General features: G+C 62.0%; 19 protein-coding genes. 16 read left to right on the top strand and 3 right to left on the bottom strand.

Going from position 1 to position 21048, the window contains the following annotated elements; genetic code table 11:
* Positions 1–194 precede the first annotated feature (194 nt).
* Positions 195–401 carry a hypothetical protein gene (locus tag AC50YL_RS17040; RefSeq protein WP_494833431.1) on the bottom strand — a complete coding sequence of 69 codons (207 nt, stop codon included), beginning with the start codon at positions 399–401 and terminating at the stop codon, positions 195–197.
* A 266-nt stretch (positions 402–667) separates the two neighbouring features.
* Here AC50YL_RS17040 and gloA2 point away from each other — a divergent pair, with 266 nt between their 5' ends.
* The 7 genes from gloA2 (at position 668) to deoC (ending at position 7832) form a co-directional block, all read left to right on the top strand.
* Positions 668–1054 carry an SMU1112c/YaeR family gloxylase I-like metalloprotein gene (gene gloA2, locus AC50YL_RS17035; RefSeq protein ID WP_494833386.1) on the top strand — a complete coding sequence of 129 codons (387 nt, stop codon included), beginning with the start codon at positions 668–670 and terminating at the stop codon, positions 1052–1054.
* Between the two features lie 253 nt (positions 1055–1307).
* A complete protein-coding gene (locus AC50YL_RS17030) occupies positions 1308–2456 on the top strand; it encodes a BMP family lipoprotein (protein WP_494833385.1) in 1149 nt (382 codons plus the stop codon).
* Positions 2457–2556: 100 nt separating this feature from the next.
* Entirely contained in the window at positions 2557–4080 is a 1524-nt protein-coding gene (locus AC50YL_RS17025) for an ABC transporter ATP-binding protein (RefSeq protein WP_494833384.1), read from the top strand.
* Positions 4077–5168, top strand: coding sequence for an ABC transporter permease (locus AC50YL_RS17020; RefSeq protein ID WP_494833383.1), 1092 nt, complete (start codon positions 4077–4079; stop codon positions 5166–5168). Before AC50YL_RS17025 ends, AC50YL_RS17020 begins: the two co-directional genes overlap by 4 nt.
* A gap of 2 nt (positions 5169–5170) precedes the next feature.
* Positions 5171–6127, top strand: coding sequence for an ABC transporter permease (locus tag AC50YL_RS17015; protein WP_494833382.1), 957 nt, complete (start codon positions 5171–5173; stop codon positions 6125–6127).
* Between the two features lie 38 nt (positions 6128–6165).
* Complete coding sequence (deoR, locus tag AC50YL_RS17010; RefSeq protein ID WP_494833381.1) at positions 6166–7119, top strand: DNA-binding transcriptional repressor DeoR; 954 nt, start codon at positions 6166–6168, stop codon at positions 7117–7119.
* Between the two features lie 29 nt (positions 7120–7148).
* Complete coding sequence (gene deoC, locus AC50YL_RS17005) at positions 7149–7832, top strand: deoxyribose-phosphate aldolase (protein ID WP_494833380.1); 684 nt, start codon at positions 7149–7151, stop codon at positions 7830–7832.
* Positions 7833–7895: 63 nt separating this feature from the next.
* On the opposite strand, the gene AC50YL_RS17000 is transcribed toward deoC, so the two are convergent.
* Positions 7896–8414, bottom strand: a complete 519-nt coding sequence (locus tag AC50YL_RS17000; protein WP_494833379.1) for a DinB family protein — start codon at positions 8412–8414, stop codon at positions 7896–7898.
* 106 nt (positions 8415–8520) lie between these two features.
* On the opposite strand from AC50YL_RS17000, the gene queF reads away from it, so the two are divergent.
* From queF to AC50YL_RS16980, 4 genes are all read left to right on the top strand, one after another.
* Complete coding sequence (gene queF / locus AC50YL_RS16995) at positions 8521–9018, top strand: preQ(1) synthase (RefSeq protein ID WP_494833378.1); 498 nt, start codon at positions 8521–8523, stop codon at positions 9016–9018.
* A 245-nt stretch (positions 9019–9263) separates the two neighbouring features.
* The gene (locus AC50YL_RS16990; RefSeq protein WP_494833377.1) at positions 9264–10466 is read left to right on the top strand and encodes an MFS transporter; all 1203 of its coding nucleotides are present in this window, start codon (positions 9264–9266) and stop codon (positions 10464–10466) included.
* Between the two features lie 728 nt (positions 10467–11194).
* Entirely contained in the window at positions 11195–12958 is a 1764-nt protein-coding gene (locus AC50YL_RS16985; protein WP_494833376.1) for a hypothetical protein, read from the top strand.
* A 160-nt stretch (positions 12959–13118) separates the two neighbouring features.
* On the top strand, positions 13119–13619 hold the full coding sequence (locus tag AC50YL_RS16980) for a DinB family protein (RefSeq protein WP_494833375.1): 501 nt from the start codon (positions 13119–13121) through the stop codon (positions 13617–13619).
* A 379-nt stretch (positions 13620–13998) separates the two neighbouring features.
* Here AC50YL_RS16980 and AC50YL_RS16975 read toward each other — a convergent pair whose 3' ends face one another.
* Positions 13999–14907 (bottom strand): ankyrin repeat domain-containing protein, encoded by a 909-nt coding sequence (locus AC50YL_RS16975; RefSeq protein WP_494833374.1) that lies wholly within the window; start codon positions 14905–14907, stop codon positions 13999–14001.
* Positions 14908–15048: 141 nt separating this feature from the next.
* Between AC50YL_RS16975 and AC50YL_RS16970 the strand changes: the two genes are divergently transcribed.
* The 5 genes from AC50YL_RS16970 to prpB all read left to right on the top strand — a co-directional run bounded on the left by AC50YL_RS16970 (position 15049) and on the right by prpB (position 21045).
* Complete coding sequence (locus AC50YL_RS16970; protein ID WP_494833373.1) at positions 15049–16209, top strand: acyl-CoA dehydrogenase family protein; 1161 nt, start codon at positions 15049–15051, stop codon at positions 16207–16209.
* Positions 16202–17401, top strand: a complete 1200-nt coding sequence (locus AC50YL_RS16965) for an acetyl-CoA C-acetyltransferase (protein WP_494833372.1) — start codon at positions 16202–16204, stop codon at positions 17399–17401. The genes AC50YL_RS16970 and AC50YL_RS16965 overlap by 8 nt, the downstream gene beginning before the upstream one ends.
* A 319-nt stretch (positions 17402–17720) precedes the next feature.
* Positions 17721–18587 carry a 3-hydroxybutyryl-CoA dehydrogenase gene (locus tag AC50YL_RS16960; protein ID WP_494833371.1) on the top strand — a complete coding sequence of 289 codons (867 nt, stop codon included), beginning with the start codon at positions 17721–17723 and terminating at the stop codon, positions 18585–18587.
* 7 nt (positions 18588–18594) lie between these two features.
* The gene (locus tag AC50YL_RS16955; RefSeq protein WP_494833370.1) at positions 18595–19785 is read left to right on the top strand and encodes an acyl-CoA dehydrogenase family protein; all 1191 of its coding nucleotides are present in this window, start codon (positions 18595–18597) and stop codon (positions 19783–19785) included.
* A gap of 21 nt (positions 19786–19806) precedes the next feature.
* Positions 19807–21045 carry a methylisocitrate lyase gene (prpB, locus tag AC50YL_RS16950; protein ID WP_494833369.1) on the top strand — a complete coding sequence of 413 codons (1239 nt, stop codon included), beginning with the start codon at positions 19807–19809 and terminating at the stop codon, positions 21043–21045.
* Positions 21046–21048 lie beyond the last annotated feature (3 nt).

The raw sequence follows: 21048 nt of genomic DNA, 5'->3' as shown, positions 1-21048 counted from the left end.
GCAAGCCCCGGATGCTTCCGGCAAATCCGCCAACCGATAGGTTGCTGCGAATGCGACGGTCTCATTCATGCGTCCATGCGTCGTCGCCCGAGCGTGTTCGAACAGGCTGTCTTTACCCAATGCCGCCGGTTGCGAATCCGCCTCATGCTTCTTAGCGGGAGGGGCACCGGCGGCGGCCGATGCCCGATCCGTCTTCACTGGCAGGCCGGATAAGGGAAGATATCGTTGATATCGCCGAAAGGATAGTGAAAGGTGGCGAATTGGGACGCGTACATGTACTGCAGCACGTAGACTTCGCCGCCTTGCACGCCGCATAGCTTGCCGGAGACGCCTTGGCCGTTCTTCAAGGAAATCCCGACGGGGCTGCCGATCAGGTACATCGCCTTCTGCTGCAGCTGCATGCCGCCTTGCGTTTGATTGGGATTGGGCATAAACACGGGAGAAAAGTTCACTCCTTGTCTCGAGAGTATGGGATGCTGCAGTATGCGTATGCCCCGGATGACGGCTTGGGCACGGCGGATGCCCGGACTGCCGGGATATCCGCAAAGACAAAGCGGAAAAGCTCTTCGTTTCTCGAAGGAATTCATGCGGGAATAGTTCGCGGAGATAAGGTATACTAGACCGCGTACCAGGTTGTCCATTCCGCTTAAGCGAAGGAGCGTGCCTTATGAAAATGAACAAAATCCATCATGTCGCCATCATTTGTTCGAATTACGAGCTGTCCAAGCATTTCTATACGGAGGTGCTCGGCCTGACGGTCGTCGCCGAAACCTTCAGGGAAGAACGCGAATCCTACAAGCTTGATCTGGCGATCGGCGACGATTACCAAATCGAGCTGTTCTCGTTTCCGAATCCGCCCGAACGGGTAAATCGGCCGGAGGCGCGCGGTCTTCGCCATCTCGCCTTCGAGGTGGACGACGTGGGGGCGGTCGCGACGGATCTGGAAGCCCGGTCGATAGCGGTGGAGCCGATCCGCATCGATCCGTTCACCGGCAAAGAATACACCTTTATCGCGGACCCGGACGGACTGCCGATCGAATTCGTTCAAAAATAACGGCAAGAAATTGGAAGGATTCCATCATTTCGGGAATACTATCAAGGTAATTGCGCAAGTGTGAACATTATGTCAACAAAACTAACGCCAAGAGGGAGAAGACCGCGTTCCCATCAACAAAATTTGTTTACAAATTCATTTTTACACCGTATATTTGATACATATCCAAACAAATGATAAAAATAGTTTTTTACAAATGTTCAGGGTAGGGGCGGCAATACACCAATTATTAAGGAATGGGGCGTTTTAAGAGATGAAGAAAAGTTTAAGCTTACTCGTACTTTGCGTGTTAGTTCTGGCGTTGGCGGCATGCGGCAGCAACAACGGCAATAACGGCGGAAACAACGCGAATACCGGATCCAACGGCGGTACGAGCAACGGCGGCTCGAACAACGGCGGCACGAAAGCAACGTTCAAAGCGGGCATGGTGACGGACTCCGGCACCATCGACGATAAATCCTTCAACCAAGGCACTTGGGAAGGTCTGGAACGCGCGAAGAAAGAACTCGGCGTCGACGACAAATACCTGAAGCCGTCGGGAACGACGGAAGCCGACTACTTGAAAGAAATCGGCAACCTGTACGATGCAGGCTTTAAAATGATCGTCGTGCCGGGCTTCAAATTCGAGACGGCGATCTTCGCCGCCCAAGATAAATACAAGGACGCGAAGTTCGTCTTGATCGACGGTACGCCGCATTCGGCCGAACCAGACGCAAAGCCGGTCGTTGGTACAAACACGGTATCGATCTACTTCGCGGAGCACGAGTCCGGATTTATCGCCGGCGTAGCGACCGCGGTTCAATTGAAAGAAGGCGAAGCCGGCTTCATCGGCGGCATGGAAATTCCTCCGGTTCAGAAGTATAACTGGGGCTTCCAGCAAGGCGTGAAATACGCGAACGACAACCTCGGCACGAAAATCACGATCAAGCCGGAGAACGTCGTGTACCAAGGCAGCTTCGACAACGCGGCAGCAGGCGGCCAGATCGCGGCGCAAATGTACGACCGCGGCGTTAACGTCATCTTCACGGCGGCGGGCGGCGTAGGCGTAGGCGCGATCAAAGAAGCGAAAACGCGCGCTGAAGCAGGCAAAACCGTATGGATCATCGGCGTCGACGGCGACCAATACAAAGACGGCGTGTACTCGGGCGACAAATCGGTCATCCTGACGTCGGCCATGAAGAAAGTTTCCGAAGCTTCCTTCGACATGGTGAAGGCGAACCAAGAAGGCACGTTCCCGGGCGGACAAACCTTGACCCTTGACATCAAGAACGACGGCGTGGGCATTCCGGCCACGAACCCGAACCTGACGGACGACACGATGACGAAAGTCAACGACGTGATCACGAAGCTGAAGAGCGGCGACGTGAAAGTGGCTGCTGAAAAAGGCGACCTGATCAAGTAAAATAAGGCCATAAGCATGTCAAATCCTTGAAGAGACGGGCTTTCCGTCTCTTTTTGGTTGCTTGTCCAACCATTCATTCGCGAAAAAGGTGAGCTAACGTATGGACTTTGTAGTGGAAATGCTCAATATACGCAAAGAATTCCCCGGCGTCGTCGCGAACGACGACATCACGCTGCAGCTGCGCAGAGGGGAAATCCACGCGCTTCTCGGCGAGAACGGCGCCGGCAAATCGACGCTTATGAGCATTCTGTTCGGCATGTACCAGCCCGACAAGGGGAGCATCAAGATTAACGGGGAAACCGTCAGGATCGCTAACCCCAACGTCGCGAACAATTACGGCATCGGCATGGTCCACCAGCATTTCAAGCTGGTCAGCAATTTTACCGTTACCGAAAACATTATCCTGGGCAACGAGCTGACGCGCTTCGGGACGCTCAACATCCAGGGCGCCGCGCGCAAGATCGAAGAATTGTCCAAGCACTACGGCCTGAACGTCGATCCGCACGCGAAGATCGAGGATATCTCCGTCGGGATGCAGCAGCGGGTCGAGATTCTGAAGATGCTGTACCGCGACGCCGAGGTGCTGATTCTCGACGAGCCGTCGGCGGTACTGACGCCGAAGGAGATCGAAGAGCTGATCAAGATCATGCTTAACCTGGTCAAGGAAGGCAAATCGATCATCATCATCACCCACAAGCTGAAGGAAATCAAAGCGTCGGCGGACCGCTGCACCGTCATCCGTCGCGGCAAGACGATCGGCACGGTGGACGTCAAGACGACGAGCGAAGCGCGGATGGCCGAGATGATGGTCGGCCGCGACGTTACGTTCACCGTCACCAAGGCGGACAGCAACCCGGGCGAGGTCATTCTGAAACTGGACGACCTGACCGTCTTGAACAACAAGAACGTCGCGGGCTTGAAGCGATTCTCGCTGGACGTGCGCGCCGGGGAAATCGTCGGCATCGCGGGCGTCGAGGGCAATGGACAGTCGGAGCTGGTCGAAGCGATCACCGGTTTGCGCAAAGCCGAAAGCGGAAACATTTTCCTCGAAGGCAAGGACATCACGCGCGACTCCATCCGGTCGCGGATCGACAAAGGGATCGCCCATATTCCGGAGGACCGCCAGAAGCGCGGACTCGTGCTCGACTACTCGCTTGAGGACAACATGATCCTCGAGGTTTATAACCGCGAGCCGTTCTCGAAGCGCGGCATCCTGAATCGGTCGGCCATTCGCAAATACGCCAGCGACATTCTAAGCAGCTTCGACGTGCGCTCCGGCCGGGGGCCGCTGTCCCTGTCCCGCTCGCTCTCCGGGGGCAACCAGCAGAAGGCGATCATCGGGCGCGAAATCGAGCTTAACCCGTCGCTGCTCATCGCCGTGCAGCCAACGCGGGGCCTCGACGTCGGGTCGATCGAATACATCCATAAACGGCTGATCGAGCATCGGGACAAAGGCAAAGCGGTGCTGCTGATCTCGCTCGAGCTCGAAGAGGTGCTGAGCGTCTCCGACCGCATCGCGGTCGTCAACAATGGCGAGCTGATCGGCGTCGTCGAGGCTGCCGCAACGAACGAACAAGAGATCGGCCTCATGATGGCCGGCGTCGGCAAAGGGGGAGAACAATGAGAAACCTCATCATATCCCTGTGCGCCGTGCTCTTCGGTTTGATCGGCGGCGCCGTTCTGATGGCGGCAACGGGGCATGATCCATTTCAAGGCTATAAATATTTGTTCGAGGGCGGGCTCAAAAACTCGTCGCGGTTCGGCGATACGCTCGCGACCGGAACGCCTCTCGTCTTCACGGGGCTGTCGGTGGCGTTCGCGTTCCGAACGGGGCTGTTCAATATCGGCGCCGCGGGCCAAATGTTGTTCGGCGGCTTCTGCGCCACGGTAATCGGCCTGAACGTCGATACCGCCAGGCCGCTGCTGCTGCTCATGATGATCGTGGCGGCGATGCTCGGCGGCGCGGTATGGGCGTTCATACCGGGCTTGCTCAAAGCCAGATTCAACGTGCACGAAGTCGTCTCCACGATCATGATGAACTGGATCGCCTATTGGACGATCTATTACGCGGTGCCGGCCTATCTGAAGGCGGAATCGGTCGAAACGGAATCCCGGCTGCTGCCGGACAAAGCGACGCTCAAATCGGCGTTTCTCTCCGACATGTTCGGCGGCTCCTACCTGAACATGGGCTTATACATCGCGGTCATCGCGGTCATCGTGATCGCGTTCATCATCAATAAAACCACGCTCGGCTACGAGCTCAAAGCGGTGGGCTACAACCGCCACTCCGCGGAATACGCGGGCATCCGGGTCAACCGGAGCATCATCACGTCGATGCTGATCTCCGGCGCGCTCGCCGGGCTCGGCGGCCTCGCGCAGTTTGCGGGCAACGGCGCGAACATCCAGATCGGCGTGCTGCCGACGCAGGGCTACGACGGCATCGCGGTGGCGCTGCTCGGGGCGAACTCGCCGATCGGCGTGCTCATATCCGCGCTGTTCTTCGGGCTGCTGTACTCCGGGCGCGGCTTCATGAACGCCATGACGGAGATTCCGCCGGAAATCGCGGATTCCATTATCGCGATCATCATTTACTTCGCCGCCACCAGCGTGCTGATGGATCGTCTGATCACCCGGATCGTCGGCCGCCGGCGGGCATCCGCGAAAGCGGGAACAGGTAACGGCGGACCGGTCAGCGGAAAGGAGAAAGCATAGCCATGTGGACGACAATTGAACAGATTTTCCCCTATGCGATCATGTTTACCATTCCGCTGCTCATCACCGCGCTCGGCGGGTTGTTCAGCGAACGAAGCGGCGTGGTCAATATCGGGCTCGAAGGACTCATGGTCATGGGCTCCTTTATCGGGGCGCTGACGATCAGCAAGCTGCAGACGGCGTGGCCGACGCATACGGTGGTCGCGATATGGATCGGTTTGCTGACGGCGCTGGTCGCCGGCGTGCTGTTTTCCCTGCTGCATGCTTTCGCGAGCGTCCATCTCAGCGCGAATCAGGTCATCAGCGGAACCGCGATCAACATGATCGCCGGCGCCATCACCGTCTTCTTGTCCCGCAACATCACGGGCAGCGGCAACATCCGGCTGACGAACGGCTTCCAGCCCTTCGACGTGCCGTGGCTGTCGGATATTCCGGTCATCGGACCGCTCGTGTTCACCAAGACCTATTGGACGACATGGCTCATTCTGCTCGTCGTGCTGCTCAGCGCGTTCATCCTGAAAAAGACGCCGTTCGGCCTGCGTTTGCGGGCATGCGGCGAATACCCGCAGGCGGCTGAAGCAGCAGGTGTCAACGTACGCAGAATGCGTTATATTGGGGTTATGATTTCCGGCGCGTTTGCCTCCTTGGGAGGCGCGATCCTGCTCGTCACGATCGCGGGCGAATTCACGGGCACGGTAGCGGGCCTCGGATTCTTGTCCTTGGCGGCGCTGATCTTCGGGCAATGGCGGCCGCTCGGCATTTTGGCGGCGACGCTGTTCTTCGGCTTTGCGAGCACGTTCGCGAACGTGTCGCAGGTCATCCCGGCCTTGCAGCATATCCCGCCGGTCATTCTTCAGTTGTTCCCGTACGTCATTACGCTGATCGCGCTCGTTATTTTCTCCAAGAGCTCGCAAGCGCCGAAAGCAGCAGGGGAGGTATTCGATTCCGGCAAACGTTAAAGATAAGCCAGTGATGGCCAGGGGAGTGTTGGGAATCCATGTATGACGAACGCACAGACGACAAACGAGGCAAAATGCTAGACGCCGTTCGTATGTATTATCAGCTGGACTACAGTCAGCAGGAAATCGCCAAGCAGCTTGGGGTATCGAGACCGACGGTCAGCCGTTTCATCCAGCAGGCCAAGGAAGAAGGCTACGTGGTCATCAATATCATTGATCCGCTCGAGAACAACGACCTGCTTGCAGGCCAGATCGAACGCAAATTCGGGCTCAAAAAAGTGGTGATCGTCAATGTGCCGAACTACTCGGACGCCGTGGTCAAGAAATACCTCGGCGCCGCGGCGGCCAAGTATTTGGACTATGTCATCAAGGACGGCGACATCGTGGCGGCGACGTGGGGAACGACGCTGTACGAGGTCGCGCTGAACCTGCACGATAAGCATGTGAAGGATGTCAAGGTGGTGCAGTTGAACGGGGGCGTCAGCCATTCCGAGACGAGCACCTACGCCAGCGAGATCATCAGCCTGTTCGGCAAAGCGTTCCACACCGTCCCGTATTTCATTCCCCTGCCCGCCATCGTCGACCATCCGATCGTCAAAAAGACGATCGAGACCGACCGTCATATTCGGAATATTTTGGAGCTTGGGAAAAAAGCGAATATTGCGATGATCACGGTCGGCGCGCCGACGGAAGATTCGGTCCTGATCAAGGCCAACTATTTTAACGAATCCGAGTTGAAGCTGATTTACGAGAAGGGAGCGGGGGACATCTGCTCCCGCTACATCAATATCAACGGCACGATTTGTTCGCAGGAGCTCGATCAGCGCACGATCGGCATCGACTTGAACGACTTGAAGAAGAAAGAGCAGTCCATCCTCGTGGCGGGCGGCATCCGCAAAGTCGACGGCATCTACGGGGCGCTTCGCGGCAGGTATGCCAATGTGCTGATCACGGACCAATTTTCGGCCAAATATCTCATGGAGCGCCTATAAACTCACAAGAAAGAAAGGAACGAATCAGAATGAGCAACGAATTGGAAGGAGCAGCGCTCGCTGCTTACTTTGACCATACATTGTTGAAGCCGGAATCGACGTTCTCGGACATCGTCAAGCTATGCACGGAGGCGAAGCAGTACCGGTTCGCGACGGTATGCGTCAATCCGTACTGGGTCGCGGATGCGGCGGAGCAGCTGAAGGGCACGGGCGTCGGCATTACGACGGTCATCGGCTTTCCGCTCGGCGCTTCCAGCTCGTTCACCAAGATCGCGGAGACGCGCGACGCGATTGCGAACGGCGCGACGGAGATCGATATGGTGCTGAATGTCGGCGCCTTGAAATCGGGCCGGTTCGCGGCGGTGGAACAGGACGTGCGGGGCGTAGCGGAAGCATGCAAGGGCCGCGCCAAGCTGAAGGTCATTCTCGAGGTCGGCCTGCTGACCGACGAAGAAAAGGTCACGGCGAGCGTGATCTGCAAACGGGCGGGCGCCGACTTCGTCAAAACGTCCACGGGCTTCGGTCCCGGCGGCGCGACCGTGAAGGACATCGCCCTGATGCGCGAAGCGGTCGGCCCGGAAATGGGCGTCAAGGCATCCGGCGGCGTGCGCGACCGCGAGACGGTCCTCGGCTTGATCGCGGCGGGCGCGACGCGCATCGGCGCCAGCGCCAGCGTAGCCATCGTGAACGGCGGCAAAGGCGAAGGGTATTGAACCGCATAAGCCCTACACAAAGCGAGAGAGGTGCATGCATGCACCTCTCTCGGTTATTTTTGCTTAGAATTGCAAGTAACGCGCGCGAATGATATTCAGGTGATGCTGCTCATGGCCGGCGATGACGTATGCGAGCGCGCGGGCGGACATCGTCGCGTTGCTGGCGGTGCCCGTGCGCGTCCAAGCTTCCGGAGAGATCATGCGCATCAAGCTGGTCGTCGCGGCGCGAACCGCTTCGTAATCGGCCGACAGCTGCGCGACGGGAAAGGCATCGAAGCCGGAATTCGCCATGTAGTCGTCCTGGTCGAAGCCGGGCAGCGCCGTCCGGTCGCCGCGCGCGATGCGCATCATCCGGTAGCTCATGACGCGCTCCGTGTCGGCGATATGGCCGAGCACCTCCTTCAGGCTCCATTTGTCCGGCGAATAGCGGTAACGCGCCTGTTCGTCCGTCATCGCGGAGAAAAGCGCGGCGAGCTGCTTGCGGTTGTTTTCGAGCAGCGGGAGCACGTCGTCCGTGTCGATCAATCCGATATAAGTGCCGAAGTGGGAGCCGAATTCATCGGCGGCCGGGCGTTGAAGCATAATGGCGTCATCTCCTCAGAAGGTTGAATTATGAGCGCTTATGGGTGTAAGCTACTAGAACAAGCGTAACCCCCGAACCTAGCAAAAACAAGGAGTGTTTTCAAAAATGGCAGGAAGATCGAAAGAAGAATTGAACGGCATTTCGCATCTGGGCAATCAAGGCACGCAGTACCTGTTCAACTACAGTCCCGACGTGCTGGAGACGTTCGACAACAAGCATGTCGGCCGGGACTACTTCGTCAAATTCAATACCCCGGAATTCACGAGCCTGTGTCCGATTACGGGCCAGCCGGACTTCGCATCCCTGTACATCTCGTACATACCGGACGTGAAAATGGTGGAGAGCAAGTCGCTCAAGCTGTACCTGTTCAGCTTCCGCAATCACGGCGATTTCCACGAGGACTGCATGAACATCATCATGAACGATCTCATCGCGCTGATGAACCCGCGGTACATCGAGGTGTGGGGCAAATTCACGCCGCGCGGCGGGATCTCGATCGACCCGTACACCAACTGGGGCCGGCCGGGCACGAAATTCGAGGAAATGGCGCAATACCGTTTGATGAATCACGATATGTATCCGGAGAAAGTAGACAACCGATAACGACGGTTCGACAGCGCATATGCCATCGGATCGACCGTCCGCAAACTACAACCGCAATTAGACAACCGTAACCTGGACCCAGCGACTTTCATAAGATAAGCCGCACTCAGCACAATAGAACTCTCTCTTGCAATCCCGGCTATTCGGCGCGTACCGTGCGCAGCCGGGATTTTTGAGGGAAGGAGCGCGCGAGCCGACAACGGCAGGCGTTTCTTCTTATTTGGCGAAAGGACGTGGCTGCAGCAATGAAGTTTTCGTGGGAACGCAATCTCGTCGTGCTTTGGACCGGCGTGTTTTTTTGCAGCATGGCGTACTCCATCTCGATTCCGTTTTTGCCGATCTTCCTGAATACGGAGCTCGGCGTGGAGCATCACTTGGAAGCGTGGTCGGGCATCGCCTTCGGCATCACGTTTCTGGCGAGCGCGCTCATCTCGCCGTACTGGGGATCGCTCGCCGACAAATACGGGCGGAAGCCGATGCTGATCCGTTCGGGCTTTAGCTTGGCGGCGCTTTATCTGATCAATTATTTTGTTCATGACCCCTATTGGTTTCTGATCATCCGAATCTTCCAGGGGCTGCTGGCCGGCTTCGTGCCCGCCTCCATCGCGCTTGTCGCGACGAACACGCCCGAGGAGAAGACAGGCTATGCGCTTGGCATCATGTCGACGGCGGGGGCAACGGGCAGCATTCTCGGGCCGCTCGTCGGCGGCGTGGTCAGCCATTATCTCGGCAACCGCGAGGCGTTCCTGTTCTCCAGCGCCATCGTGCTCGTCTCCGCGCTCGTCGCGGTGTTTCTCGTCAAGGAGAAGAATTTCAACCGGAAAGCGGTCCGCTCGCATGTGCGCGACGATCTGAAGCATGCCTTGTCGAACCGGACGTTCTCGATGCTGCTCCTGATGGTGGCGATCAGCACGTTCTCCGTCATGATCCTGGAGCCGCTCATCACGGTCTACGTGCTGCGCATGGGCGTATCCAAGGACAGCGCCTCGCTGAGCTCCGGCATTATCTTCTCGGCGGTCGGCATCGCCACGGTCATCATGGCGCCGCGCTGGGGCAAGATCGGCCGGCGGATCGGCTACGAGAAGGTGCTCTTCGTCGGCTTGATCGGCAGCGGAATCGGCAACCTGCTGCAGGTGCTCATCACGAATTATATCGGCTTCGGGATCCTGCGGTTCGGCTACGGACTCTTCTTCGCGGCCGTGAACCCGGCCATTAACGCGATGATCGTGCAGACGACGGAAACGGATTTCCGCGGCCGGGCGTTCAGCTTGAACCAATCGGCTGCCCAGATCGCGACGATGGCCGGGCCGATAATCGGAGGACTGCTCGGCGGCTGGATGCCGATCCGTTGGATCTTCGTAATCAACGGCGCCTCGTTGCTGCTGTCGGCGCTGCTGTTCAAGGCGAAAAGTTCCGGCAAGAAGGCCGTTGCCGCCAGGCATAGCTGATCGTCGTGAACCATAGATGTTCGAAGAGGAAGGCCGTCTCGCTTAGAGACGGCTTTTTTCATGTTCAGCCGGCCGTATGCCGGTCGACGGCCGGCGAAGCGGTTGGAGAAGTTGAGCCCGATGCCGGTTCCTGCCGAAGGAGAGAGCTGCGCGATCATGCTTGCCGAAATCAACGAGTACGCCCGGAGGCCGCCAGGTCGCGGTTCTGAACGTTTTTCCTCGTTCGGTTCGGAAAAAGGTTTAGTCGGCACGATTTCGATGCGAAACATGCGAAGCCCGTCCAAGCTCGGGACGCACATGTTTCGTTTTTTGCATCGAGCGATAGGGGGACATGCGGCTCGGCGCGGGCAAGCAGGAGCGCCGCAGCAGCGGAGGAACCGTTGCCGCGCGCGGGTTGGAGCGGCCCGCAGGAAAAAGGTTTAGTTCGGGATTTCGGTATGGCGATCCCTTGTCTTTGCCGCGCTACCGCCGCCCGCCCGACTTGAAAACGGTTTATTGCCGGGAGGCGCGGATCCCCGGCATACTTAGGGCATCCCGAAGGCGCAGCGCCGGTTACCGCAATGGCCGGCATGCGCCGTCCTCGCCACCATACCGATTCTGCTCGCCTGTCCGTGGTTGCAGCGGTACTTCGTCAACGGCGTCATGCGGGGGCGGTCAAAAGGTGGCGGCTGCGATAAGCGATCATGCGCCGAACAAGGGAGCAATGCGAACGAAAAGGGAGCGAGACAATGAAAGCTTACGAAGGCGTATTTGCCATCAACGATAGATGGCTGCAGGACGGGATGGACCGTCAGAATTTGGAAGGGAACAGCCGTTATTACGGAGGCATCGTCAATCCGGAGTACGGCGTTGCTTCGCCGAATCATAACACGGGAACGCCGACGCCGATGGCCGTCTGGGCGGCGGCGCTCTGCAACCCGGGATCGCGCCATTATCGCGAACCCGGGCTGGCGGAGCGATTCGCGCTGGCCGCTCGTTATATGTTGAACGCGCAGCATGCGGACGGGACGATCTCTCCCGGCTGGACCAATTTTCACTCGCCGCCGGACACGGCATTCGTCGTCGTCGGGTATGCTCAGGTGTACCGGCTGCTGGAGAAGGACGACTGGGAACCGCTTCGCGGAGCGGCGGCCGACGTTCGGCTGTTTCTGGAGCGGTCGGTCCCGGCTTTGGTCACTGGAGGCTGCCATACGCCGAACCATCGCTGGGTGATGTGCGCGGCGCTTGGATTCGCGCACGAGCTGTTCGGGATTCCGGAGGCGCGCGCGCGGGCGGAGCAATGGCTGGCGGAAGGGATGGACATTACGCCGGACGGCGAGTGGACGGAACGGAGCAACGGCATCTACAACGCGGTGAGCGACATCATGCTCATTCATGCGGCACGCCTCTTGGGCCGGCCGGAGCTGCTCGATTCCGTTCGCGCCAATCTGCGCATGATGCGCTACCTCATTCATCCGAACGGCGACGTCGTGACGGACTATTCCGGCCGCCAGGATTTCGGCCGGACGCATGACGTGTCTTCCTACTTCCTGCCTTACGCCATGATGGCCCGCGAGGATGCGGACCCCGAATTTCATGCGATGGCGGACTGGGCGCTCGGCTTCCTTAAGCACCCCGGCGGCTCCCAAGCGAATGCGGCCGTGCTGCTGCTGCTGCAGCCCGATTTGCAGGAAAGGGCAGCGGAACCGGCCGACCTGCCGACGGAATACCGCAAGCTGATCAATGTCGGCTTTTCCCGGACACGCTACTTGGCGGAGAGGGAGGGAGTGGGGCATCATGATAAAATCGCCCATAGCCGCATGCATCCCGACTTCGGCGCTCCCGTGGCCCGTATTCGCAATCAGGCCGATAGCGTCACGATCAGCGCCGAGACGGCATCGTTCTTCGCGCTGAGACACGGCGCGGCCCGCTTGCTCGGCGTACAGGTCGCCTCGTTCTTCGCTCCCGGCTTCGTGCCGATGAACAGCCTCGAAGCCGCGGAGAGCGGTTATCGGCTTGTCGGCGAGCAGCGGAAAGGATACTTCGGCCCGGTGCCGGGGGCGCAGCTTCCCAAGACGGCCGGCGAGAAGACCAGCCCTTGGTACCTGCTGCCGCATCAGCTGCGATCGGAGACGCACGCGCAGAAGCACCGCGTCGAGGTCGACGCGCTGGAGATCGCCGGCGGCTGGGAACTGGTCATCCGTTCGGACGAACCGGAAGAAGCGATGGCGCAAATATCCGTCGTGCTGGCTCCCGAGGGCTTATTGTCGGGCGGCGAGCTTGCCCCGGCCGGAGCGGGAACGCAATTTTGGAAATCGGGAACGCTGCGTTACGAAGCAGGCGGGAATACGCTGGAGCTGAGCGGGGGCGCGTTCGAGCACGCGGCTTCAAGCGTGCGGGAAGCGAATTACCCGGCGAACTGCCGGACGCTGCTCGTGAACGTCATGACGCCGTTCGAGACGCGCATTCGCATTGCGGCGGTGCCGAGAATTCCGGAGAGAGGACGACAATGACCGATTATATCGAACCGCGCGAGAGCATCGGCTATGGAGAAAAAAACATTTTTCTCGTCTTGCGCCCAAAGCGATTTTCGACTGACACGATGCTGTCAGGGGACTTGTAGTAAGATGTAACCGAGACCTGATAACAAACTCGTTACGGAGGCGGTAAACGATGTTCACGAACGTAAAAGCATTCATCGAGGATTACAAGTACGAGTCGCAATCCACGCAAAAACTGCTGGATGCGTTGACCGACGAATCGCTCGACAAAGCGATCGGATCGGGCTACAGAACGCTTGGCATGCTGGCATGGCATCTCGTGCATGACGACAAAGGCATGCTGCAGAAAGCGGGCTTGCGCTTCGAAGCGCCCGCGGCAGGCGCGGAGCCGCCGCATTCGGCCGCGGCCATCGCGCGGGCTTATCGCGAGACGACGGCGTCGCTCCTCGATGCGGCGGCCGCCTGGAGCGACGATAAGCTGTTCGAGGTGAACGACATGTTCGGCCAATCGTGGCCGAACGGGTTGACGCTGTACCTTTTCGTCAAGCACGAGATTCATCATCGCGGTCAACTGACGGTCCTGATGCGGCAAGCCGGCCTTCCCGTGGCCGGCATGTACGGCCCGTCCAAGCAGGAATGGGAAGCGATGGGCGTTCCGGCGCCGACCAAATAACGCCGAATCAACGGAATCGCGAAAAAGCCGGAAGACCGCGGCGCCCCGCTTTGGGAGGCTTCGGTCTTCCGGCTATGAGCGGCGTTGCCGCGCGGTCTGCGATCTGGAAGGCTGGCGATGTTGCGCAGGAATCAGGCGGTTTGCGGCATGTTGCCGTTTTGCATCGATTGCCAAGCCGATCTCCATTTGAGGAGACGCGATTTCAAATTGCGAACGCGTTTCATGTCGTTCCATTCCCTCCCTAGGGCGCGTAATCTTCTTCCTTGATCGTAACGCTTCACTGTTAACGCACCGTTATCGGCTCGTTACGATTTTCCGAAGAAAATGTAAAGATCCCTCGATCGCCTGTTTATGCAGGCGATGCGGGATCTTTTTCGATTCAGGGGCAATTGCGGGACGAGGAAGCGGCCTCGCGCAGGATGGCTGCCATGTCCGGGTGCTCGAAATGCTCGGCCCAGTCGAGCGGGGTGCCGCCGTATCTGGCGTCTTTGAGCGAGAGATCCGCGCCGCGGGCAAGGAGCAGCTCCGCCAAAGCGGCATTGGCGCCCGCCGCGGCCCAGTGGAGCGCCGACGCGCCCGTCCGGTCGAAGCCGGAGGGAACGCCGTTCACGTCCGCGCCGCGATCCAACAGATAGTCGGCGCTTGCCGGACTGCCGCCGATGGCCGCGTAGATAAGCGCCTGCTGGAGAAGCTCTTCGGGCTTGGCGCCGCCGGGGATCGGCAGGTTGACCGGCTCGCGGTGCCGTCCGGCGCTTGGCAGCAGGACGCCGTCCGCGCCGAAGAACGAAGGCAGCAGGTCTGCCCGTCCGACGGCTGCCGCGAGCTCGAGGTCGAGCGCGGCGCCGCGCCGCACGAGCAGGTCCGTCACCTGGCGGCAGCCGTACCAGATCGACTGGGCAAGCGGCCGCCGGTCGTCGTGCAAGCCGTCGATGGGCGCGCCGGCATCAAGCAGAAAGCCCGCCAGATCGGCATCGTCGTTGCTGGCCGTCCATTGAAGGCCGGTCTCGCCGCGCTCGGGGTCGATCGCGCGGGCATTGACGTCCGCGCCGGCTTCGACGAGTGCCCTGGCCGTCTCCAGCCGCCGCGGATAATGGCCCGGCCAGTCGCAGAGCTGATGCAGCAGCGTTCGCCCTTGGGCCGAGCGGGCATTCGCGAGCTCCGGGCTTTGCGCGAGCAAAGCGCGCAGCCGTTCGACTTCGCCGAGCTTCACGGCATGGTAAGCCGCGCGGTAGCCGTCCTGCAGCCGTTCGTCCGAGGCTTGGTCATCGTTCTCGTTGGCACGGGTCATTTCGGTTCAACTCCTTTTTTTGGGAAGGACGAGTCGGGCTTTGCCTCCACTCTATCATGAATTGCCGCTCGGGAAAATACGATGTAATAAGCGGTTGTAAGCATCGGGCGCTCTGTATGCTTCAGGAAAGGAGCGTTGGGGATGGAATTCGGGCTTTCGGAGGAAGAACGGATGATCCGGGACATGGCGGCGCGCTACGCCGAGCAGGAAGCGGCGCGGCGTGCGGCGGAGCTGGACGAGGCGGAGACGTTCGACCGCCAATCGTTCGACGGGATGGCGGAATTGGGCTTCGCGGCGCTGCCGTGGCCGGAGGAAGCAGGCGGAGCGGGAGGAGGCTTTGGCGGGTTGGCGCTGGTGCTGCAGGAGCTTTCGCGGGTGAGCGCGTCGCTCGGCGCGGCGCTTTGGGCGCATGTGTATTTGGCTGCTTGGCCGCTCATGCGATTCGGGGGGACGGAGGCGAAGCAGCGGTTTCTGGGCCGGCTGCTCGCGGGCAGCGCGCTTGGAACAGGCATGCTGCCGGGGACCGCGGGCGGAGCATCCCGGCTGCGCGCCGGCGTGACGGCAGCGCGCGAGGGAGACGGCTACTTGCTGGAAGGACGGCAAACGTACGTGCTCGGCGCCGCGCAGGCCGAACTGTTCGTCGTCTATGCGGAGACGGCTGATGAGAAGGAACGCGCCGGGAGCTCCCGCAAGCGCTTCAGCGCGTTCCTGATTGATCGGGACTGTCCCGGTCTCGCGGTTCAGCCCGTGAGCAGAAAGCTTGGCCTGCGCTCCGCGGGATTGGCGCATCTGACGTTCCAAGCCTGCCGGGTTCCGGCGGGTCATCGCCTCGGCCGCGAAGGCCAAGGGAGCGCCATCGCCAAGCAGGCGGAGGCAGGCGCGCGCTGCGGATTGGCGGCGGTGGCCGCGGGCATCGCGCGGGGCGCGGCCGATGCGGCGCTTGGCTACGCGAAGGCACGCTCGCAGTTCGGCAAGCCGATCGCGAAGCACCAGGCGGTCGCGTTTCTGCTCGCCGACATGGAGACGAATGCGGAAGCCGCTCGACTGCTCGTGAATCAGGCCGCATGGCGCGCGGATGCCGGGCTTGCGGACGAGGGCTGGGCGGGGATGGCGCTCAGCTTCGCATCCGACGCCGCGATGGCGGGGAGCATCCAGGCGGTACAGGTGTACGGCGGCTACGGCTATATGAAGGAATACCCCGTCGAGCGGTATATGCGGGATGCGAAAGCGGTACAGATGATCAAGGCGTTCGGCTTGTCGCCGGCGCGGCTAAGAACGGGAAAGGGGAGCGGACGTGACTGAGACGGTCATCATCGGAAGCGCGCGCACGCCCTTCGGCAAATTCGGCGGCGCGCTCAAGGGGCTTGCGGCGGCAGAGCTGGGCGGCCTCGCCCTGCAGGGCGCGCTGCGGCGGAGCGGAGTATCCTCGCTTGCGGTCGAGGAGGTCGTCATGGGCATGGCGGTGCAGGCCGGCGCGGGGCAAAATCCGGCCCGGCAGGCGGCGCGTCATGCCGGCCTCGGCGTGGAGGTGCCGGCGGAAACGGTGAACAAGGTGTGCGCGTCCGGTCTGCGCAGCATTACGCTGGCCGCGCAGATCATCGCGGCGGGCGATGCGGAGGTCGTCGCCGCCGGCGGCATGGAGAGCATGAGCGGCGTTCCTTTCGCGCTGCCGGACTACCGGTTCGGCAGGCGCATGGGCGACGGCGCCGCCGTGGACCTGCTGCTCGGCGACGGGCTGACCTGCGCGTTCGGGGGCGGGCATATGGGCGAATACGCGGATAGCATCGCGGCGGAATACGGCATCTCCCGCACGGAGCAGGACGAATGGGCGCTGCGCAGCCACGAGCGCGCGGTGCAGGGCATCCTGCAGGGCGTCTTCCTCGCGGAGATCGTGCCCGTGCCGCTGGCCGGCGGGACGTCCGCCAAGAGCCACGTGTTCGCCGTCGATACCGACGAAGCGCCGCGAGGCGACACGAGCCTGGAGAAGCTCGCCGCGCTCCGGCCCGCCTTCGCCGCGGCCGGCGCCGGCACGATCACGGCCGGCAACGCGCCGGGCTTGAACGACGGCGCGGCGGCGGTGATCGCTGCCTCCAAGGATCGCGCGCAGCGCGACGGGTGCGTGCCGCTGGCGGCGATCGTGGGGCATGCGGCCGTCAGCGTGGAGCCGCGCCTGTATGCCATCGCCCCGGCGCTGGCGATCCAGAAGCTGCTGCAGCGGCAGAACCTCCGGCTGCAGGACATCGACCGCTTCGAGCTGAACGAGGCGTTCGCCGCCGTCGTGCTCGCCTGCGGCCGGCTGCTCGGCTGGGACAGCGACAAAGTGAACGTGCACGGAGGCGCGATCGCGCTCGGGCATCCGGTGGGGGCGAGCGGCGCGCGAATCGTCGGGACGCTCATCAACGGGCTGCGCCGCCGCGGCGGCGGACTCGGCATCGCCGCCGTCTGCAGCGGCGGCGGCCAGGGGGATGCGCTGCTGGTCCGGGTAGACGGGTAGCGGCTGTCCGGCCGCGTGGTGCTTGTTACGGGTGCAGCGCGAACCGATGATCGCATAAGCAGGTGCGGATAAGGCGGGAGGCGCGGAGCTGAACGCGACGCCGCGAGCGGAGGCGCGGCGGCCGATAATGGCTGCGCACCAGTCTGCGGAAGCGGCTCGGAAAGCGGCATTGAAAAGGCGCGGAGAGAGTCGCGGCGCTGCGCATGGACGTTAGGTTGGCGGCCGATGACGGCTGCGAACGTTCGCGAAAACAGCCGTGAAGCGATAGGTTCCGCTTCGCTTCGCGATGGATGGTTTGGCAAAGGAAGGAGTTGACGCCATGGGCATCAACAACATCTCCGTCGTGGGCGCGGGCCAGATGGGCAGCGGCATCGCGCAGGTCGCGGCGCTGGCGGGCTGCCGCGTGCTGCTGCACGATACCGACGACGCGCGGATATCGGCGGCGATGGATACGATCGGCAGGTCGCTGATGATAGGCGCGGCCAAAGGAAGGTACTCGCCGGAAGAGGCGGCCACCGCGCTGGCCCGTCTTGTCCCGGGCGGCGGATTAAGCGCGGCCGCCGACGCCGAGCTGGTTATCGAAGCGGCGACGGAGAACATGGCCGTGAAGAAGGGAATTTTCGCGGCGCTGGACGGCATCTGCGGCGAAGGGACGATTTTGGCGAGCAATACGTCTTCGCTGTCGTTAACGGAGCTGGCCGCGGCGACGGAGCGGCCGGAGCAGGTCATCGGCATGCATTTCATGAATCCCGTGCCGGTCATGAAGCTGGTGGAAATTATCCGCGGGCTGCGCACGAGCGAGGAGACGTACGCCGAGGCGGCGGGGTTGGCGGTCCGGATGGGAAAGACGCCTTTGGAGGTGCGGGATTTTCCGGGATTCGTCAGCAACCGCATTCTGATGCCGATGATCAACGAGGCGGTCTATGCCGTATACGAGGGCGTGGCGAAAGCGGCAACCGTCGATGACGTCATGCGGCTGGGCATGAACCATCCCATGGGACCGCTCGCGCTGGCCGATCTGATCGGGCTCGATACCTGCCTCGCCATTATGGAGACGCTGCACGAGGGCTTCGGCGATTCCAAATACCGGCCGTGTCCCCTGCTGCGCAGCTACGTGCACGCCGGCTGGCTCGGCAGGAAGAGCGGACGGGGGTTCTATGAGTACGCCGGCGGGGAAGGGGGCTGATCTCCCGATGAGACTGCGGTTCACGGAGGAGCAGGAGGCGCTTCGGCTGAAGGTGCGCGCTTTTGCCGAAGCCGAGGTCGCTCCTGCCGCGCGGGCGATGGAAGAAAGCGATGCGTTTCCCCGGGCGCTCGTGACCGCGATGGGCCGCGAGGACTTGCTCGGCCTGCCGGTCTCGGCCGAATGGGGCGGCAACGGCTGCGACATGGTCTCTTATATGCTGGCGATCGAAGAAATTTCCAAGGTCAGCGCGGCAGCGGGGGTCATTCTGGCCGTGCATACGTCGGTCGGCACGCTCCCCATCGTTTATCACGGCACGGACGAACAGAAGCGACGCTGCCTTCCGCGGCTTGCGTCCGGCGCTTGGCTGGGGGCGTTCGCGCTGACGGAGCCGCATGCCGGTTCGGACGCTTCGACGATCCGCACGGCAGCCGTGCGCAGCGGGGACGATTACGTCCTGACGGGTTCCAAAGCGTTCATTACCAATGCCGGCGAAGCCGATCAATACCTGCTGTTCGCGGTCGTGCCTGCCGATGAAGGGGCCGCGCCCGCGCAGGACGGAGCATCGACGCGTCCCGCGGACATGGCGCGCCGCGCCGGCGGCATCACGGCTTTCCTGGTGGAGAAGGACACGCCGGGCCTCATCGTCGGGCGCAAGGAGAAAAAGACGGGGCTTCGCGGCTCGAACACCTGCGCGCTCCTCTTAGAGGACGCGCGCGTCCCGGCGTCGCAGCGTCTCGGCGCGGAGGGGCAGGGCTTCCGCATCGCGAAGTCGGCCTTGAGCGGCGGCCGCATCGGCATCGGCGCGCAGGCGCTCGGCATCGCGCGCGCGGCGTTGGCGCTGGCGGAGCGGGAGCTGCCGCGGGTGCCGCGCGGCCAGCGGGCGCGCGCCGAAGCGGAGCTGCTGGACTCCGCCGCGCAGACGGAGGCCGCGGCGCTGCTCGTCTATCGCGCGGCGGAGCTGCTGCAGCGGGGACGTCCGTGCGCGAAGGAGGCGTCGATGGCGAAGATGTTCGCCAGCGACGCGGCCGTCCGCATCGCGACGCGGACCTTGCAGTGGTGCGGCCCGGAGGCTTTGACGGAGGCGCATCCGGCGGAGCGGCTGTTCCGGGACGCGAAGGTGACGCAGATCTACGAAGGGACGAACGAGATCCATCGGATCGTTATCTCGGGCGAGCTGCTGAAAGGGCAGCGGGGATAGGAGCGAAAGGAGGTGCGGGCGATGAACGGCGGCAAGCGCGGCGGAATCAGGCATGACGGCGATAGCGGTTATCGCGTCCTCGATGGGATGGACGAAAGCAATAATGGTATTCCTGGCGAGATCGGCGAAGAAGGCAATAGCGGCCGCGACGGCGAGCCGAAGAACATCGCCGGCGAAGCCGCCCGCAATGGAAGCGGAGCACCCGAAAGCCGCAATGACGTAAGCTGCGCATCTGACGTCAGCGATCCCAAAGTCATCGCCGGCGGAAACGTTCGTGACGGAAAGGGAATCGACGCAAACGTCATTGCCGCGACCCGGACTGCCGAAAGCGCAGCGAACGGCAGCGGCCGCCCCAAGGCCGGCGCCGTCAGCGCCTCGCCGGGCGCGCGTTTCAGGGAGGCGCTCCGGCAGGAGAAGCCGCTGCAAATCGCGGGCGCCGTGAACGCTTATGCCGCCATCTTGGCGCAAGCGGCCGGCTTCCGCGCGCTGTACGTGTCCGGCGCCGGCGTGGCGAACGCGTCCTTCGGCCTGCCGGATCTCGGCATCACGACGCTGAACGACGTGGCCGAGGACGTGCGCCGCATCGCCGGCGCGGTTGAACTCCCGCTGCTGGTCGACGCGGACACGGGCTTCGGCTCCGCCTTCAACATTGCCCGCACCGTGCGCGAGATGATCCGGGCCGGAGCCGCCGGCATCCACATCGAGGACCAGGTGGCCGCGAAGCGCTGCGGCCACCGGCCGAACAAGGCGTTGGTGCCGCCGGGCGAGATGGCTGACCGGATCGCCAGCGCGGCGGATGCCCGGACCGACGCGGATTTTGTCCTGATGGCCAGGACGGATGCGCTGGCCTCGGAGGGGTTGGACGGCGCGGTCGCCCGCGCGCTGGCTTACGTGGAAGCGGGCGCCGATATGGTGTTCCTGGAGGCGGCGTCCAGCCTTGACGAATACCGGGCGTTCACGGCCCGGGTGAAGGTGCCGGTGCTGGCCAACGTGACGGAATTCGGCCGCACGCCGCTGTTCACGGCGGAAGAGCTTGGCGGCGCCGGCGCAGCGATGGCGCTGTACCCGCTGTCGGCTTTCCGGGCGATGAACGCGGCCGCGCTGCAGATGTATCGGACGATTCGCGCCAGAGGAACCCAGGCGGACGCGATCGGTCATATGCAGACGCGCGAGGAGCTGTATGGTTATCTCGGCTATTACGAGTACGAGCGCAGGCTGGATGCGCTGTTCGGCGCGGGAAGCAAACCGGAGGAGGGATGAAGG

Source organism: Paenibacillus sp. J22P277 (assembly GCF_059383675.1).
This window is presented reverse-complemented; position numbering and strand designations above follow the sequence as displayed.